The organism is Rhodospirillales bacterium (genome assembly GCA_014323865.1).
In the GTDB taxonomy this organism is placed as follows: domain Bacteria; phylum Pseudomonadota; class Alphaproteobacteria; order SP197; family SP197; genus SP197.
In genome coordinates, this window is sequence record JACONG010000003.1 from 1 (window position 1) to 17,574 (window position 17,574).

The following is a 17,574-nucleotide window of genomic DNA, read 5'->3' on the forward strand; positions in this document are numbered from 1 at the left end:
TGTCGAAGGAGAAGTTTGAGCGTAGGAAGCCGCATGCGAACATTGGCACGATTGGCCATGTTGACCACGGCAAGACGACGCTGACGGCGGCGATTACGAAGGTTCTCGCGACGACGGGCGGCGCGACGTTCACGGACTACGCGTCGATCGACAAGGCTCCTGAGGAGAAGGAGCGTGGTATCACGATCAACACGGCGCACGTGGAGTACGAGACCGAGGGTCGGCACTACGCGCACGTTGATTGCCCTGGCCATGCGGACTACGTGAAGAACATGATCACGGGTGCTGCGCAGATGGACGGGGCGATCCTTGTTGTTAACGCCGCCGATGGCCCGATGCCGCAGACGCGTGAGCACATTCTTCTGGCGCGCCAGGTTGGGGTTCCTGCGATTGTTGTTTACATGAACAAGGTCGACCAGGTTGACGACGAGGAGCTTCTGGAGCTTGTCGAGCTTGAGGTTCGCGAGCTTTTGTCGTCGTACGACTTTCCGGGCGATGAGATCCCTGTTGTGAAGGGTTCGGCTCTTGCGGCGATGGAGGATCGCGATCCTGAGATCGGTGCGAACACGATCCTTGAACTGATGGCCGCGGTCGACAGTTACATCCCGACGCCTGAGCGTGCGATCGACCGTCCTTTCCTGATGCCGATTGAGGACGTGTTCTCGATTTCGGGCCGCGGCACGGTTGTGACGGGCCGTGTTGAGCGTGGCGTGGTCACGACGGGCGACGAGGTTGAGATCGTGGGCATCAAGGACACGACGAAGACGGTGTGCACGGGCGTCGAGATGTTCCGCAAGCTGCTTGACCGTGGTGAGGCGGGCGACAACATTGGTGCTCTGCTTCGTGGCACGAAGCGTGAGGAGGTCGAGCGCGGCCAGGTTCTGGCGCAGCCTGCCACGATCACGCCGCACACGAAGTTCAAGGCCGAGACGTATGTCCTGACGAAGGACGAGGGTGGTCGTCACACGCCGTTCTTCACGAACTATCGTCCGCAGTTCTACTTCCGTACGACGGATGTGACGGGCCACGTGCTGCTGCCGGACGGCGTCGAGATGGTGATGCCGGGCGACAACATCACGATGAACGTCGAACTGATCGCGCCGATCGCGATGGACGAGGGCCTGCGCTTTGCCATCCGCGAAGGCGGACGCACCGTCGGTGCCGGCGTCGTCGCACAAATCATCGAGTAGGAGGGGGATTCAATAGGAGTGTAGCTCAACTGGTAGAGCACCGGTCTCCAAAACCGGGGGCTGCGGGTTCGAGTCCTGCCACTCCTGCCATTTTGAATTGAGGTCGAAAGCGGGGCTCCGTGCCCCGCCGACCCGAACGAGGCATTGAGGCTGTTATGGCGAAGTCATCGCCCGCAGAATACGTCCGGCAGGTCCGCCTTGAGGCGATCAAGAAGGTTACCTGGCCGACGCCGAAGGAAGCCGGGGTCACGGCGCTCACGGTGTTCGCGATGATTGTTCTGGTGGCGATCTTCTTATGGATCGTCGACCAGATTTTCTCGTTCGGCATTCAGTTTATTCTCGGATTTGGCGGATAAGCGCACATGGCGCAACGTTGGTACATCGTTCACTGCTACTCCGGCTTCGAGAAGAAGGTAGCGCAGTCGGTCATGGAGCAGGCAGAGAACCAGGGTATGGGCGACATGTTCGAGAACGTGCTCGTGCCGTCCGAAGAGGTCGTCGAGATGCGAGCCGGCAAGAAGGTGTCGTCGGAGCGCAAGTTCTTCCCCGGCTATGTGCTGGTGAGGATGGAGATGACGAACCAGACTTGGCATCTGGTCCGCAACACGCCGAAGGTCACTGGGTTCCTCGGTTCGGGCGACAAGCCCATGCCGATCCCCGACTACGAGGCCGAACGCGTGATGAGCCAGGTGCAGGAGGGTGTGGAGCGGCCCAGGCCGTCGATTACCTTCGAGATCGGCGAGACTGTGCGGGTGGCCGACGGGCCGTTCACGTCGTTCAACGGCACGGTCCAGGAAGTCGACGACGAACGCGCCCGCCTGAAGGTGGCGGTGTCAATCTTCGGTCGCGCCACGCCGGTCGAGCTTGAGTACACCCAGGTCGAGAAGACTTGAGTTGAGAGTTAGAGATCGGATTGCGGCGCTGGCAAGGCGACGGGGTCCCAACAAGGACATCGAGAGATGGCAAAGAAGATTGCTGGATACATAAAGCTGACAGTGCCCGCGGGCGCAGCGAATCCTTCGCCGCCGATCGGGCCTGCGCTTGGTCAGCGTGGCCTCAACATCATGGAGTTCTGCAAGGCGTTCAACGCCTCGACCCAGAACTTCGACCAAGGCACGCCGATCCCGACCGTGATCACGGCCTATGCGGATCGCACATTCACCTTCGAGACCAAGACGCCGCCTGCCGCCTGGTTCATCCGGAAGGCCGCAAATCTGCAGAAGGGCGGATCGACCCCGGGCCGAGACGTCGCTGGCTCGATCAGCATGAAACAGGTCTTTGAGATCGCCGAGAGCAAGATGCCCGATCTGAATGCCAACGATATCGATGCCGCATCGAAGATCATCGCCGGAACAGCGCGCTCAATGGGCGTCGAGGTAACGGAGTAAAGACCATGGCCAAGACCGGAAAGCGCCTGACCAACGCCTACGAGGCGATCGACCGCGAGAAGGATTACCCGCTTGACGAGGCTGTTTCGGCGGTCAAGGAGCGTGCGACCGCGAAGTTCGACGAGACCGTTGAGATTGTGCTCAACCTGAACGTTGATCCGCGTCACGCCGACCAAATGGTGCGCGGCGTCGTTAGCCTTCCGCACGGCACGGGCCGTTCGGTTCGCGTCGCGGTGTTCGCCAAGGACGCCAAGGCCGATGAGGCTCGCGATGCTGGTGCCGATCTCGTCGGCGCCGATGAACTCGCCGATCAGATCCAGAAGGGTGAGATTGAGTTCGACCGCTGCATCGCTACGCCGGACATGATGCCGGTGGTTGGCCGTCTCGGTAAGATCCTCGGCCCGCGAGGCCTGATGCCGAACCCGAAACTCGGCACGGTGACGCCCGACGTGGCCGGTGCCGTGAACGCCGCCAAGGCCGGCCAGGTCGAATATCGCGTCGAGAAGGCGGGCATCATTCATGCCGGCGTCGGCAAGTCGAGCTTTAGCGAAGACCAGATCGCCGAGAACGTGCGTGCGCTGGTCGATGCGGTGGTCAAGGCCAAGCCGTCCGCGGTGAAAGGAACCTACATGAAGCGCGCAACACTGAGCTCTACCATGGGGCCGGGCGTTCGTGTCGATACGCAGAGCTTCGTGGCCGCTTAGGCGGCTGCAAGCGGTCGGTTTCGGCCGGCCGGCGGTGTGTTTCGGCGCATCGCACCCCACTGTCCGAGATTGCCGGTGTCTTGCGGGACCTAAGGGACACCACCGCCGGCATGAGACGGGAGGAGAGCTTGACCCCTGAGGCTTCGTGCCGAAGGGGAGGGCCGGTCTTCCGGGGCAGGGTTTTATCGTCCGGACCATGATGGGCCGGACAAGTGCTGAACCGGATCTTTGGGGATGGTCCCCATCGTTCCGATTTGACGGAGGACATCCGTGGAACGGTCCAGGAAGGAAGAGATCGTCGACGTCCTGCATGGCGCGTTTAGCGACGCGGGCATTGTAGTCGTGACGCATCATAACGGTCTCACCGTTGCCGAGGCGACCGCTCTGCGCCGTGCGATGCGCGACGTGGGCGCGAACTTCAAGGTAACAAAGAACCGTTTGGCGCTGCGTGCGCTTGATGGAACTCCCTACGAGGGATTGCGAGACCTCTTCACGGGGCCGACCGCGGTCGCTACCTCGGATGATCCGGTTGCCGCCGCCAAGGCCACGATCGATTACGCCAAGAAGAACGAAAAGCTTGTCGTACTCGGGGGTGCCATGGGCGACACGGTGCTGGATGCCGATGGTGTCAAGCAGCTTGCCTCTCTGCCGTCGCTCGACGAACTGAGGGCCAAGATCCTGGGCATGATCCAGACCCCGGCGACGAAGGTTGCCGGCGTCCTTCAGGCTCCCGCAGGTCAGCTCGCACGTGTCTTCTCGGCCTATGCCGTGTCGTGCGCCGAGAACAACTGATCCGGTTCAGACACGAAACACGAAACCTAACGACTCTGGAGTTAACGAATTATGGCTGATCTCGAGAAACTGGTTGATGAACTCTCCTCGCTGACCGTCATTGAGGCCGCTGAGCTCTCGAAGATGCTTGAGGAGAAGTGGGGCGTCAGCGCCGCCGCACCTGTCGCGGTTGCCGCTGCCCCGGGTGCTGCTGGCGGTGATGTCGGCGGAGCCGAAGAAGAGAAGACCGAGTTCGACGTCATCCTCGCTGGCTTTGGCGACAAGAAGATCAACGTCATCAAGGAGGTACGCGGCATCACCGGTCTTGGCCTGAAGGAGGCCAAGGAGCTGGTCGAAGGCGCCCCCAAGCCCGTCAAGGAAGGCGTCAACAAGGACGAAGCCGAGGAAATCAAGAAGAAACTTCAGGAAGCCGGCGCGACCGTGGAGGTCAAGTAACGTGCTGTCTCCGCTGCGCCCTTCCGAGGCACGGCGGTATGACGCATGGAAGTTAAGGGCGCAGTCGCTGATGCCGGACGTCAAGTCGGGTGTCAGCGGCGGCGCCATTGGTGTCGGTAGAGTTTCAGGCGCGTTTCCGCGCCCCGCGGCAGCGCGGCAGGCTGCAGCCCCGGGCAGACGCACGGGGCTGTATACGAAGACAGAGAAGGTGGTGGCATGGCCCAGGACATGAACGGACGATTTGAGAGGCGCCGCGATTTCGGTCGCATCACTCCGGTGATTGCGATGCCCAACCTGATCGACGTGCAGCGCGCGTCCTACGATCAGTTCCTTCAGCACGGCATCATCGAAGCCGACCGCGGCGAAGAGGGCCTGCAGGGGGTCTTCAAGTCCGTTTTCCCGATCCGCGACTTCTCGGACCGCGCCGAACTTCATTTCGTGCGCTATCAGTTCGAGGAGCCGAAGTACGACGTTGACGAGTGCCAGCAGCGCGGCATGACCTATGCAGTGCCGCTAAAGGTGACGCTGCAGCTCTGGATTTTCGACGTCGACGAGGAGATCAAGAAGCGCGATGTCCGCGACATCAAGGAGCAGGACGTCTACATGGGCGATATGCCGCTCATGACTGACAAGGGCACGTTCATCGTGAACGGCACCGAGCGTGTGATCGTCTCGCAGATGCACCGCTCGCCAGGCGTTTTCTTCGATCACGACAAGGGCAAGACCCACTCGTCGGGCAAGTTCCTGTTCGCCGCCCGCGTGATCCCCTATCGCGGCTCGTGGCTCGACTTCGAGTTCGATGCCAAGGACATCGTGCACGTCCGTATTGACCGTCGCCGCAAGCTGCCAGCGACGACGATGTTGTATGCGCTCGGCCTGTCGACCGATGAGATCCTCAAGAAGTTCTACGACAACGTCGTCTACACGAAGGCCGACGGCGGCTGGCGCGTGCCGTTCGACACGAGCCGGGCGCTCGGCACCAAGCTTGCCAGCGACCTGATCAACGCCAAGGACGGTAAGGTTGCTGCCAAGGCCGGCACCAAGCTGACCCGCCTGCAGTTGCGCAAGTTGGAAGAGGCCGGGCTCGAAGAGGAGCTCGTACAGGACGACGTCCTGTTTGGTCGTTATATGGCTGACGACTTCATCGACGTGGAAACCGGCCTGGTCATCGCCGAAGCAGGCGACGAGATCGACGAGGATCTGCTGGCGAAGCTGGCCGAGGCCAGCATCGACAAGCTGCCCACGCTCGACATCGACCACGTCAACGTCGGGCCTTACATTCGCAACACGCTGGCGGTCGACAAGAGCTCGAACCACGAAGATCCGAGATTTGAGGCTCTGTGCGAGATCTACCGCGTCATGCGCCCCGGCGAGCCGCCGACAATCGAGACCGCCGAGACTCTCTTCAAGGGGCTCTTCTTCGACGCCGAGCGTTACGATCTCTCGGCCGTCGGCCGCGTGAAGATGAACGCACGTCTGGGCCTTGACCACGACGAGGCGCTCCACGTGCTGACGCACGACGACATCCTGGAGTGCCTGAAGACCCTGGTCGAGCTCAAGGACGGCAGGGACGACATCGACGATATCGATCACCTCGGCAACCGCCGTGTGCGGTCGGTCGGCGAGCTGCTCGAGAACCAGTATCGTATGGGCCTCCTGCGCATGGAGCGGGCGATCCGCGAGCGCATGAGTCAGGTCGAGCTCGACAGCGTCATGCCGCACGATCTGATCAACGCGAAGCCCGCGGCTGCCGCGGTATCCGAGTTCTTCGGCTCGTCGCAGCTCTCGCAGTTCATGGACCAGACCAATCCGCTCTCTGAGGTCACTCACAAGCGGCGCCTGTCGGCGCTTGGCCCGGGCGGCCTGACACGTGAACGTGCCGGCTTCGAGGTGCGCGACGTGCATCCGACGCATTACGGCCGCATCTGCCCGATCGAGACGCCGGAAGGCCCGAACATCGGATTGATCAACAGCCTTGCGACCTTCGCGCGGGTCAACAAGTACGGCTTCATCGAGAGCCCGTACCGCCGCGTTGAGGACGGCAAGGTGACCGGCAACGTCGACTATATGACCGCGATGCAGGAGGGCCGTTACACGATCGCCCAGGCGAACGCGCCGCTCGACAAGGACGGTCAGTTCATTGAGGGCCTGATCTCGTGCCGCCAGAACGGTGAGTTCATCATGGCCCAGCGCGAGGCGGTCGACATGATCGACGTATCGCCCAAGCAGCTCGTCTCGGTCGCTGCAGCACTCATCCCGTTCCTCGAGAACGACGACGCCAACCGCGCGCTCATGGGCTCGAACATGCAGCGTCAGGCCGTACCACTGATCCGCGCCGAGGCGCCGTTGGTCGGCACAGGCATGGAGGCGGTTGTTGCGCGCGACTCCGGCTCGACCATCGTTGCCTGCCGCGGCGGCACGGTCGACCAAGTCGATGCTGAACGTATCGTCGTGCGTGTGAATGACGCCGAGGCCAAGGACTCGCTGGGCGTGGACATCTACACGCTCGCCAAGTTCCAACGTTCCAACCAGAGCACCTGCATCACGCAGCGTCCGCTGGTGAACGTCGGCCAGAAGGTCGCCCGGGGCGATATCTTGGGTGACGGTCCGTCGACCGATCGTGGTGAGCTGGCGCTGGGCCGCAACGTGCTGTGCGCGTTCATGCCTTGGAACGGCTATAACTTCGAAGACTCGATCCTGATCTCCGAGCGTATCGTGAAGGACGATGTGTTCACCTCGATCCACATTGAGGAGTTCGAGGTCATGGCTCGCGACACCAAGCTGGGCCAGGAGGAGATCACGCGCGATATCCCGAATGTCGGTGAAGAGGCACTCAAGAACCTCGATGAGGCGGGCATCGTCTACATCGGTGCCGAGGTCGAGGCCGGCGATATCCTGGTCGGCAAGATCACGCCGAAGGGCGAGAGCCCGATGACACCGGAGGAGAAGCTGCTCCGCGCCATCTTCGGCGAGAAGGCCTCGGATGTGCGCGATACCTCGCTTCGTGTCCCGCCGGGTGTGCAGGGCACGATCGTCGAGGTGCGTGTGTTCTCACGCCGTGGTGTCGACAAAGACGAGCGTGCGTTGGCGATTGAGCGTGAGGAGATCGAGCGGCTCGCCAAGGATCGCGACGACCAGCGTGCGATCATTGATCGCAACATCTACTCCAGCCTGCGCGGCCTGATCGACGGGAAGAAGACCGTGAAGGGTCCGAAGGGCATGAAGGTCGGTGGCAAGGTCGACGACGAAATGCTCGAGCCGCTCTCGCGTGGCCAGTGGTGGCAGATCGTGGTCGACGACGACAAGGTCATGGCCGCGGTCGAGGAGCTCAAGGGCCAGTTCGACAGCGCCACGGCCAAGATCGAGCGCCGCTTCGAGAACAAGGTCGAGAAGCTGCAGACCGGCGACGAGCTGCCCCCGGGCGTGCTCAAGATGGTCAAGGTCTTCGTCGCCGTGAAGCGCAAGCTTCAGGCGGGCGACAAGATGGCCGGCCGCCATGGTAACAAGGGTGTTATCAGCCGCATCGTTCCGGTTGAGGACATGCCTTATCTGGAGGATGGCCAGCCGGTTGACGTCGTGCTCAATCCGCTCGGTGTGCCGAGCCGCATGAACGTCGGTCAGATCTTGGAGACCCATCTGGGTTGGGCGTCGTCGGGCATCGGTAAGAAAGTCGGCCGCATTCTGGACAGCATCCAGAGCGGCATGGCGATCGACGGCGGCAAGCCGTCGAGCGTCGGCGATCTGCGCAAGCTGCTGACGACGACCTATGGGCACTCCGACAAGGACAACGCCATCAAGAGCATGGACGACGCAGATCTGCTGGAGGTCGCAAGCGACCTGCGCGGCGGGGTGCCGGTGGCAACGCCGGTGTTCGACGGTGCGCACGAGCATGACATCGCCGAGCTCCTGGAGCTGGCGGGTCTCTCGCGGACTGGCCAGGAGATCCTGATCGACGGCCGTACTGGCGAGCCTTTCGCCCGTCCGGTCACAGTGGGCTACCTCTATGTCCTTAAGCTGCACCATCTTGTCGACGACAAGATCCATGCACGGTCCATCGGCCCCTACAGTCTGGTCACCCAGCAGCCTCTGGGTGGCAAGGCTCAGTTCGGCGGCCAGCGCTTCGGCGAGATGGAGGTGTGGGCGCTCCAGGCTTATGGCGCGGCCTACACGCTGCAGGAAATGCTTACGGTCAAGTCCGACGACGTCGCCGGGCGAACCCGTGTCTATGAATCGATCGTCAAGGGCGATCACCACTTCGAGGCGGGCATTCCCGAGAGCTTCAACGTTCTCGTCAAGGAAATGCAGGCGCTTGGACTCAACGTCGAACTGGAACAGGTCAGTTGAGTTCCATCGACGTTACGAGTTCGAACGACAACGCTTTGAAGGATAGAGGAGAAACGGCATGAACGAGTTGATGCGCATCTTCGGCCAGGTCACAGGCCCGCAGAGCTTCGACCACATCAAGATCTCGATCGCCAGCCCGGAGAATATCCGGTCGTGGTCGTACGGCGAGGTCAAGAAGCCGGAGACGATCAACTACCGCACCTTCAAGCCGGAGCGGGACGGTCTGTTCTGCGCCCGCATTTTTGGCCCGATCAAGGATTACGAGTGCCTGTGCGGCAAGTACAAGCGCATGAAGTTCAAGGGCATCGTGTGTGAGAAGTGCGGCGTTGAGGTGATTAAGTCGTCCGTGCGCCGCGAGCGCATGGGCCACATCGAGCTCGCCGCGCCGGTCGCCCACATCTGGTTCCTGAAGTCGCTGCCGAGCCGTATCGGCCTGCTGCTCGACATGACGCTCAAGGAGCTGGAGCGTGTGCTCTACTTCGAGCAGTACATCGTGATTGATCCGGGCCTCACGCCACTTGAGGAGAACCAGACCCTTACCGAGGAGGCCTACTACGAGGCCCGCGACGAGTATGGCGATGACGCGTTCACCGCTGGTATCGGTGCCGAGGCCGTGCGCGACATGCTCGCGAAGATCGACCTCAAGGGCGAGCGCGAGTTCCTGCGCGAGGAGTTGGCCGAGACCAACTCGGAAGCCAAGCGCAAGAAGATCGTCAAGCGCCTGAAGCTGATCGAGACCTTCATCGATTCCGGCAACCGTCCGGAGTGGATGATCCTTGAGGTGATCCCGGTCATCCCGCCGGAGCTGCGTCCGCTGGTGCCGCTCGACGGCGGTCGTTTCGCGACCTCGGATCTGAACGACCTCTATCGCCGCGTCATCAACCGCAACAACCGCCTGAAGCGCCTGATTGAGCTTCGTGCGCCCGACATCATCGTGCGCAACGAGAAGCGCATGCTGCAGGAGTCGGTCGATGCGCTGTTCGACAACGGTCGCCGCGGCCGCGTGATCACGGGTGCCAACAAGCGTCCGCTGCGCTCGCTCAGCGACATGCTGAAGGGCAAGCAGGGCCGCTTCCGTCAGAACCTGCTCGGCAAGCGTGTCGACTACTCGGGCCGTTCGGTCATCGTGGTCGGCCCAGAGCTCAAGCTGCACCAGTGCGGCCTGCCGAAGAAGATGGCGCTCGAGCTCTTCAAGCCGTTCATCTATTCGAAGCTCGAAATGTATGGCAAGGCGCCGACCATCAAGGCGGCCAAGCGCCTGGTCGAGAAGGAGCGTCCGGAGGTCTGGGATATCCTCGAAGAGGTCATCCGCGAACATCCGGTGCTGCTGAACCGCGCACCGACGTTGCATCGCCTGGGTATCCAGGCGTTCGAGCCGACCCTGATCGAGGGCAAGGCGATTCAGCTTCATCCGCTGGTCTGCGCGGCGTTCAACGCGGACTTCGACGGTGACCAGATGGCGGTTCACGTGCCGCTGTCGATCGAGAGCCAGCTCGAGGCGCGCGTGCTGATGATGTCGACCAACAACATCCTCAGCCCGGCTAACGGCAAACCAATCATCGTGCCGTCGCAGGATATCGTTCTGGGCCTCTACGACATCTCGCTCGAGATTGAGGGCGAGCCGGGCGAAGGCATGGTGTTCCGCGGCGTGGGCGAGATCGAGCACGCGCTACACGCCGGTGTGCTCTCGATGCATGCCAAGATCCGCTGCCGCTACCACGGCGTCGACGAAGAGGGTGAGTTGAACTCCTGGGTCGTGGATGCGACGCCGGGACGCATGATGCTCTCGCAGCTTCTGCCGAGGCATCCGGCGCTGCCCTTCGATATCATCAATCGGGTGCTCACCAAGCGTGAGATCTCCGAGGTGATTGATGCGGTCTACCGCCACTGCGGTCAGAAGGAGACCGTGCTGTTCTGCGACCGCGTCATGGCGCTGGGCTTCCGCCACGCATGCAATGCCGGAATTTCCTTTGGTAAGGACGACATGGTTATCCCGGCCGCCAAGGAAGAGCTTGTTCGCGAGACGCAGGAATGCGTGCTCGAGTACGAGAAGCAGTACATGGACGGCGTCATCACCCAGGGCGAGAAGTACAACAAGCTCATCGACGCTTGGTCGCAATGTACCGACAGGGTGGCCGATGCGCTGATGACCGGCCTGTCGAGCACTGATGAGATCGACGACGAGACCGGTCGCCGCAAGCGTCTGAACGCCATCTACATGATGGCGCATTCCGGCGCGCGTGGCTCGCCCGCGCAGATCAAGCAGCTCGCCGGCATGCGCGGCCTGATGGCCAAGCCTTCGGGCGAGATCATCGAAACGCCGATCATCTCGAACTTCAAGGAAGGCCTCTCGGTAGGCGAGTACTTCAACTCGACCCACGGCGCACGCAAGGGTCTGGCCGACACCGCGCTGAAGACGGCGAATTCCGGTTACCTGACCCGCCGCTTGGTCGATGTCGCTCAGGATTGCGTCATCATGGATGAGGACTGCGGCACTGAAGAGGGTATTCTCGTCGAGGCCGTGGTGCAGGGTTCCGAGGAGATCGTCTCGCTGGCCGAGCGCGTGCTAGGCCGCTACCTGCTCGACGACATGGTCCACCCGGTGACCGATGAGGTGCTCATTGAGGCCGACACCATGATCGAAGAGCGCCACATGGAGCTCATCGCGAACTCCGGCGTGGAGCGCATGCGGATCCGTTCGGTGCTGACCTGCGAGAGCGAGATCGGCGTGTGCGGACGTTGCTACGGCCGTGACCTCGCGCGTGGCACGACGGTCAACATGGGTGAGGCGGTCGGCGTCATCGCCGCCCAGTCGATCGGCGAGCCGGGCACGCAGCTCACCATGCGGACGTTCCACATAGGTGGTACCGCCCAGCGCGGGGCCGACTCGTCGTCGATCGACACGCCGGCCGAAGGCACGGTGAAGATCGTCAACCCGCAGGTCGTGGACGACAGCGATGGCAACACCATCGTGCTCGCGCGCAACTGTGAGGTGCTGATCGTCGACGCCGCCGGGAAGGAGCGTGCTCGTTACCGCCTGCCGTACGGTGCCCGCCTGTTGGTCACCGATGGCCAGGCGGTGGGACGCGGCGACACCCTGGTGCGTTGGGATCCGTATAATCTGCCGGTCATCGCAGACCGTACGGGTCAGGTTGCTTATCTCGATCTCCTCGAAGGTCTCTCGCTGCGCGAGATCACCGACGAGACGAGCGGTATGTCGAACCAGGTGGTCATCGACTGGCGTCAGCAGCCCCGCGGTGCGGGCCTGCGGCCGCGCATCGCGATCTTCGATGCCGACACGAAGCCCGAGGACGGCGAGCCCGGTTCGGTCTTCGAGCTCAGCGTGGATGCGGTGCTTTCGGTCGAGAACGGCCACGAGGTGAACCCTGGCGACGTCATAGCGCGTATCCCGCGTGACTCGGTGACGAACAGCGACATCACCGGCGGTCTGCCGCGTGTCGCTGAGCTGTTCGAGGCGCGCAAGCCCAAGGATCACCAGATCATCGCGGAGATTGACGGCATCGTGGAGTTTGGCAAGGATTACAAGAACAAGCGCCGTGTGATCGTGAAGCCCGACGGTGACGGTGAGCAGCAGGAGTACCTGCTGCCCAAGGGCAAGCACATCGCGGTCAACGACGGCGACTATGTCCGTCGCGGCGACCCGCTGATCGACGGCAGCCCGGTGTCCCACGACATCCTGCGTGTCATGGGCGTCGAGGCGCTCGCCAACTACCTTGTCGACGAGATTCAGAGCGTCTACCGGCTGCAGGGCGTGCGCATCAACGACAAGCACATTGAGGTCATCTGCCGGCAGATGCTGCAGAAGGTCGAGATAGACAAGCCCGGTGACACCACATTCCTGGTGGGCGAGCAGGTCGACCGCCGTGAGTTCGACGCGGTCAACGACCAGACGGTCGAGGAGGGGCGCGAGCCCGCCACCTCGATCCCGGTTCTGCAGGGCATCACCAAGGCGAGCCTGCAGACCCAGTCGTTCATCTCGGCTGCGTCGTTCCAGGAGACGACCCGTGTCCTCACCGAAGCCTCGGTGGCTGGCAAGATGGACGATCTCATGGGCCTGAAGGAGAACGTCATCGTCGGTCGCCTGATCCCGGCGGGCACGGGCCGTGTGGTCCAGCGCCTGCGCAAGATCGAGGGCCTTGAGGGCGTCATGCCGATCGATGTGGCCGAGGACGAGGCCGCCGTCGATTTGCTGCCTCAGGCCGTCCAGGACGAGGCTCAGATCGCCTGATTTTCCTTCGGGGGTCCGTGACGGAACCGAACCGCCGCGGGCCCCCGAGGAAATCGCCATTTTTGTGGTTTCCGGTGTTGAACTCCATAGAGATGCTGACTATAGTCCTGTTGTGCTGAACTGAGCCGGTTCGTTTGCCGTCAGGTCTGCTGGAAAAAATTAAACAAACGCGAAACGTTCAACCTGGGGCACCTCCCACCCGGAGATCACTTGGTTGAGACGTTAGCGCCGTGTCATGTCAGGTGAGACCCGTTGTATGCCGACTGTTAACCAGCTTATCCGAAAACCGCGAAAGCCGCGCCGCGCGCGCAACAAGGTGCCCGCCTTGGAGGCTTGCCCGCAGAAGCGTGGCGTTTGTACGCGCGTCTATACGATCACTCCGAAGAAGCCGAACTCTGCGCTTCGTAAGGTGGCCCGCGTGCGTCTGACCAACGGCTTTGAAGTGACAAGCTATATACCCGGTGAGGGTCACAATCTGCAGGAACATTCTGTGGTCATGATCCGTGGCGGTCGTGTGAAGGACTTGCCTGGTGTGCGCTATCACGTTGTTCGCGGCACGCTCGACATCCAGGGCGTCTCCAACCGTCGCCAGGGCCGTTCGAAGTACGGTGCCAAGCGACCGAAGTAAGGGACGAGGACGATGTCACGCCGCCGCGCTGCCGAAAAACGCGAGGTTCTGCCCGACGCCCTGCATGGCGACACAGTTCTGACCAAGTTCATCAACAGCCTGATGTACGACGGCAAGAAGGCCGTCGCCGAGGGTATCGTGTACAACGCGCTCGATCGTATCCGTGACAAGACGGGTCAGGATCCGGTCGGGCTGTTCCATCAGGCCCTGGGCAACGTGAAGCCCGCGGTCGAGGTGCGCTCTCGCCGTGTCGGCGGCGCCACCTATCAGGTTCCCGTGGAGGTGCGGACAGATCGTCAGCAGGCGCTGGCGATCCGGTGGCTGATCTCGGCCGCACGCACGCGGTCGGAGACCACCATGGTGGACCGCCTTTCAGGCGAACTCATGGATGCGGTGCACCAGCGTGGTGCCGCCGTGAAAAAACGCGAGGACACACACAGGATGGCAGACGCCAACAAGGCGTTCTCCCACTATCGCTGGTAAGTCTCTCGCGCTGGTAACCCGGGGTCCCCTGAGGCCCCTAGGACGAGCGGATCATGGCACGTACGCACCCGATTGAGCGTTATCGCAACATCGGCATCATGGCCCACATTGATGCTGGTAAGACCACGACGACCGAACGCATCCTGTATTACACGGGCCGATCCCATAAGATCGGAGAGGTCCATGAAGGTACGGCCACCATGGACTGGATGGAGCAGGAGCAGGAGCGCGGCATCACCATCACATCGGCCGCCACCACGGCGAACTGGCGCGACCATCGTGTGAACATCATCGACACGCCAGGCCACGTTGACTTCACCATTGAGGTCGAGCGTAGCCTGCGTGTGCTCGATGGTGCCGTCGCCGTGTTCGATGCGGTATCGGGCGTTGAGCCGCAGTCGGAAACCGTCTGGCGCCAGGCCGACAAATACGGTGTTCCGCGCATGTGCTTCGTCAACAAGATGGACCGCGTCGGTGCCGATTTCTTCCGCTGTGTCGATATGATCGAGGACCGCTTCGGGGTGACCGCTGCGGTTCTCCAGCTTCCTGTTGGTGCGGAAGCTGATTTTCAGGGCGTTGTCGACTTGGTGAAGATGAAGGCCATAGTCTGGCGCGACGACAGTCTGGGCGCGAAGTTCGACGAGATCGACATTCCCGCCATGCTGCAGGATCGGGCCGACGAATACCACATGAAGCTGGTCGAGGTGGCCGTCGAACAGAACGACGATGCCATGGAGGCCTACCTCGAGGGCAACGAGCCTGATGGGGACACTCTGCGCGACTGCATCCGCAAGGGAACGCTGAGCCACGCCTTTGTGCCGGTTCTTCTGGGCACGGCCTTCAAGAATAAGGGTGTGCAGCCGCTGCTCGACGCTGTGGTCGATTTCCTGCCGTCCCCGGTCGACGTTCCGGCCATCACGGGCATCAATACTAGGAGCGAGGAAGAAGAGGCGCGCAAGAGCAGCGACAGCGAGCCGTTCTCGGCGCTGGCCTTCAAGGTCATGGCCGACAAGTACGTCGGTACGCTGACATTTGCGCGTATCTATTCGGGTGTTCTGAAGTCGGGCGATCAGCTGCTCAACACGGTGAAGGACTCGCGTCAGCGCGTTGGCCGCATGCTTCTGATGCATGCCAACAGCCGTGAGGACATCCAGGAGGCCTATGCCGGCGACATCGTCGCGATCGCGGGCCTGAAGTCGACGACGACCGGCGACACCTTGTCGGATACGCAGAAGCCGATCATCCTGGAGCGCATGGAGTTCCCGAGTCCTGTTATTGAGGTCGCGGTGGAGCCCAGGACGAAGGCCGACCACGACAAGATGGGCGTTGCCCTGGGCCGCTTGGCCGAGGAAGATCCCTCGTTCCGCGTCACGACCGACCACGAGTCCGGTCAGACCGTGATCAAGGGCATGGGCGAGCTTCATCTCGACATCATTGTCGACCGCATGAAGCGCGAGTTTGGCGTCGAGGCCAATGTTGGCGCGCCGCAGGTCGCCTACCGTGAGACGATCACGAAGACCTACGATTGCGACTACACCCACAAGAAGCAGACCGGCGGTTCCGGTCAGTTCGCGCGGGTGAAGATCGTGTTCGAGCCGTTGGAGCCGGGCATCGGCTTCGAGTTCGAGAACACGGTGACCGGCGGCAACGTGCCGAAGGAATACATCCCGGCTGTCGAGGCGGGCATCAAGAGCGCTTCGGAGACCGGTGTGATCGCCGGTTTCCCGCTGATCGACTTCAAGGCCACGCTGTACGATGGCGCTTACCACGACGTTGACTCGAGCGCGATGGCCTTCGATATCGCCGCGCGTTCCGCGTTCCGCGAGGGCATCGCCAAGGCCGGACCCCTGCTCCTTGAGCCGGTGATGAAGGTCGAGGTCGTGACCCCCGAGGAGTACATGGGCGACGTGATCGGCGACCTGAACAGCCGCCGCGGCCAGATCCAGGGCATGGAGCCGCGCGGCAACGCGCAGGTGGTCAATGCCAAGGTGCCGCTTGGCTCGATGTTCGGTTACGTCAACGACCTGCGCTCGATGAGCCAGGGCCGTGCGACCTACAGCATGCATTTCGACTGCTACGAGCCCGTTCCGCAGATGATCTCGGAAGAGCTCAAGGCGAGCCTTGCCTGAGCAGTCGCAACGAACCAGACCAGACAACCACAGAACCGGCGGGTAAAGCGATGTCGAAGGAGAAGTTTGAGCGTAGGAAGCCGCATGCGAACATTGGCACGATTGGCCATGTTGACCACGGCAAGACGACGCTGACGGCGGCGATTACGAAGGTTCTCGCGACGACGGGCGGCGCGACGTTCACGGACTACGCGTCGATCGACAAGGCTCCTGAGGAGAAGGAGCGTGGTATCACGATCAACACGGCGCACGTGGAGTACGAGACCGAGGGTCGGCACTACGCGCACGTTGATTGCCCTGGCCATGCGGACTACGTGAAGAACATGATCACGGGTGCTGCGCAGATGGACGGGGCGATCCTTGTTGTTAACGCCGCCGATGGCCCGATGCCGCAGACGCGTGAGCACATTCTTCTGGCGCGCCAGGTTGGGGTTCCTGCGATTGTTGTTTACATGAACAAGGTCGACCAGGTTGACGACGAGGAGCTTCTGGAGCTTGTCGAGCTTGAGGTTCGCGAGCTTTTGTCGTCGTACGACTTTCCGGGCGATGAGATCCCTGTTGTGAAGGGTTCGGCTCTTGCGGCGATGGAGGATCGCGATCCTGAGATCGGTGCGAACACGATCCTTGAACTGATGGCCGCGGTCGACAGTTACATCCCGACGCCTGAGCGTGCGATCGACCGTCCTTTCCTGATGCCGATTGAGGACGTGTTCTCGATTTCGGGCCGCGGCACGGTTGTGACGGGCCGTGTTGAGCGTGGCGTGGTCACGACGGGCGACGAGGTTGAGATCGTGGGCATCAAGGACACGACGAAGACGGTGTGCACGGGCGTCGAGATGTTCCGCAAGCTGCTTGACCGTGGTGAGGCGGGCGACAACATTGGTGCTCTGCTTCGTGGCACGAAGCGTGAGGAGGTCGAGCGCGGCCAGGTTCTGGCGCAGCCTGCCACGATCACGCCGCACACGAAGTTCAAGGCCGAGACGTATGTCCTGACGAAGGACGAGGGTGGTCGTCACACGCCGTTCTTCACGAACTATCGTCCGCAGTTCTACTTCCGTACGACGGATGTGACGGGCCACGTGCTGCTGCCGGACGGCGTCGAGATGGTGATGCCGGGCGACAACATCACGATGAACGTCGAACTGATCGCGCCGATCGCGATGGACGAGGGCCTGCGCTTTGCCATCCGCGAAGGCGGACGCACCGTCGGTGCCGGCGTCGTCGCACAAATC

Annotated in this window: 13 protein-coding genes and 1 tRNA gene; all 14 read left to right on the forward strand. The window is 62.1% G+C overall.

Annotated features, from left to right (window positions below; translation table 11 throughout):
* Positions 1–1,190: elongation factor Tu (gene tuf / locus GDA49_00560; protein ID MBC6438916.1), on the forward strand; the 1,190-nt coding region annotated here is incomplete at its 5' end.
* Between the two features lie 14 nt (positions 1,191–1,204).
* Positions 1,205–1,280: transfer RNA gene (locus GDA49_00565), tRNA-Trp, on the forward strand.
* A gap of 65 nt (positions 1,281–1,345) precedes the next feature.
* Positions 1,346–1,546 carry a preprotein translocase subunit SecE gene (secE, locus tag GDA49_00570; protein MBC6438917.1) on the forward strand — a complete coding sequence of 67 codons (201 nt, stop codon included), beginning with the start codon at positions 1,346–1,348 and terminating at the stop codon, positions 1,544–1,546.
* 6 nt (positions 1,547–1,552) lie between these two features.
* Positions 1,553–2,083 carry a transcription termination/antitermination protein NusG gene (gene nusG, locus GDA49_00575; protein MBC6438918.1) on the forward strand — a complete coding sequence of 177 codons (531 nt, stop codon included), beginning with the start codon at positions 1,553–1,555 and terminating at the stop codon, positions 2,081–2,083.
* Positions 2,084–2,149: 66 nt separating this feature from the next.
* Complete coding sequence (rplK, locus tag GDA49_00580) at positions 2,150–2,578, forward strand: 50S ribosomal protein L11 (protein MBC6438919.1); 429 nt, start codon at positions 2,150–2,152, stop codon at positions 2,576–2,578.
* Positions 2,579–2,583: 5 nt separating this feature from the next.
* Positions 2,584–3,282 (forward strand): 50S ribosomal protein L1, encoded by a 699-nt coding sequence (rplA, locus tag GDA49_00585; protein ID MBC6438920.1) that lies wholly within the window; start codon positions 2,584–2,586, stop codon positions 3,280–3,282.
* A 270-nt stretch (positions 3,283–3,552) separates the two neighbouring features.
* On the forward strand, positions 3,553–4,074 hold the full coding sequence (gene rplJ / locus GDA49_00590) for a 50S ribosomal protein L10 (GenBank protein ID MBC6438921.1): 522 nt from the start codon (positions 3,553–3,555) through the stop codon (positions 4,072–4,074).
* 51 nt (positions 4,075–4,125) lie between these two features.
* On the forward strand, positions 4,126–4,509 hold the full coding sequence (rplL, locus tag GDA49_00595; protein MBC6438922.1) for a 50S ribosomal protein L7/L12: 384 nt from the start codon (positions 4,126–4,128) through the stop codon (positions 4,507–4,509).
* 216 nt (positions 4,510–4,725) lie between these two features.
* Complete coding sequence (gene rpoB / locus GDA49_00600; protein ID MBC6438923.1) at positions 4,726–8,853, forward strand: DNA-directed RNA polymerase subunit beta; 4,128 nt, start codon at positions 4,726–4,728, stop codon at positions 8,851–8,853.
* 58 nt (positions 8,854–8,911) lie between these two features.
* A complete protein-coding gene (gene rpoC / locus GDA49_00605; GenBank protein MBC6438924.1) occupies positions 8,912–13,102 on the forward strand; it encodes a DNA-directed RNA polymerase subunit beta' in 4,191 nt (1,396 codons plus the stop codon).
* Between the two features lie 256 nt (positions 13,103–13,358).
* Complete coding sequence (gene rpsL / locus GDA49_00610) at positions 13,359–13,730, forward strand: 30S ribosomal protein S12 (protein MBC6438925.1); 372 nt, start codon at positions 13,359–13,361, stop codon at positions 13,728–13,730.
* 12 nt (positions 13,731–13,742) lie between these two features.
* A complete protein-coding gene (rpsG, locus tag GDA49_00615) occupies positions 13,743–14,213 on the forward strand; it encodes a 30S ribosomal protein S7 (GenBank protein MBC6438926.1) in 471 nt (156 codons plus the stop codon).
* A gap of 53 nt (positions 14,214–14,266) precedes the next feature.
* Positions 14,267–16,342 carry an elongation factor G gene (fusA, locus tag GDA49_00620; GenBank protein ID MBC6438927.1) on the forward strand — a complete coding sequence of 692 codons (2,076 nt, stop codon included), beginning with the start codon at positions 14,267–14,269 and terminating at the stop codon, positions 16,340–16,342.
* 50 nt (positions 16,343–16,392) lie between these two features.
* Positions 16,393–17,574: elongation factor Tu (tuf, locus tag GDA49_00625; GenBank protein MBC6438928.1), on the forward strand; the 1,182-nt coding region annotated here is incomplete at its 3' end.

Excerpts from the sequence above, each read along its gene's own strand:
- secE (MBC6438917.1), top strand. The coding sequence starts at position 1,346 with ATGGCGAAGTCATCGCCCGCAGAATACGTCCGGCAGGTCCGCCTTGAG.
- nusG (MBC6438918.1), top strand. The coding sequence starts at position 1,553 with ATGGCGCAACGTTGGTACATCGTTCACTGCTACTCCGGCTTCGAGAAG.
- rplK (MBC6438919.1), top strand. The coding sequence starts at position 2,150 with ATGGCAAAGAAGATTGCTGGATACATAAAGCTGACAGTGCCCGCGGGC.
- rplA (MBC6438920.1), top strand. The coding sequence starts at position 2,584 with ATGGCCAAGACCGGAAAGCGCCTGACCAACGCCTACGAGGCGATCGAC.
- rplL (MBC6438922.1), top strand. The coding sequence starts at position 4,126 with ATGGCTGATCTCGAGAAACTGGTTGATGAACTCTCCTCGCTGACCGTC.
- rpoB (MBC6438923.1), top strand. The coding sequence starts at position 4,726 with ATGGCCCAGGACATGAACGGACGATTTGAGAGGCGCCGCGATTTCGGT.
- rpoC (MBC6438924.1), top strand. The coding sequence starts at position 8,912 with ATGAACGAGTTGATGCGCATCTTCGGCCAGGTCACAGGCCCGCAGAGC.
- rpsL (MBC6438925.1), top strand. The coding sequence starts at position 13,359 with ATGCCGACTGTTAACCAGCTTATCCGAAAACCGCGAAAGCCGCGCCGC.
- rpsG (MBC6438926.1), top strand. The coding sequence starts at position 13,743 with ATGTCACGCCGCCGCGCTGCCGAAAAACGCGAGGTTCTGCCCGACGCC.
- fusA (MBC6438927.1), top strand. The coding sequence starts at position 14,267 with ATGGCACGTACGCACCCGATTGAGCGTTATCGCAACATCGGCATCATG.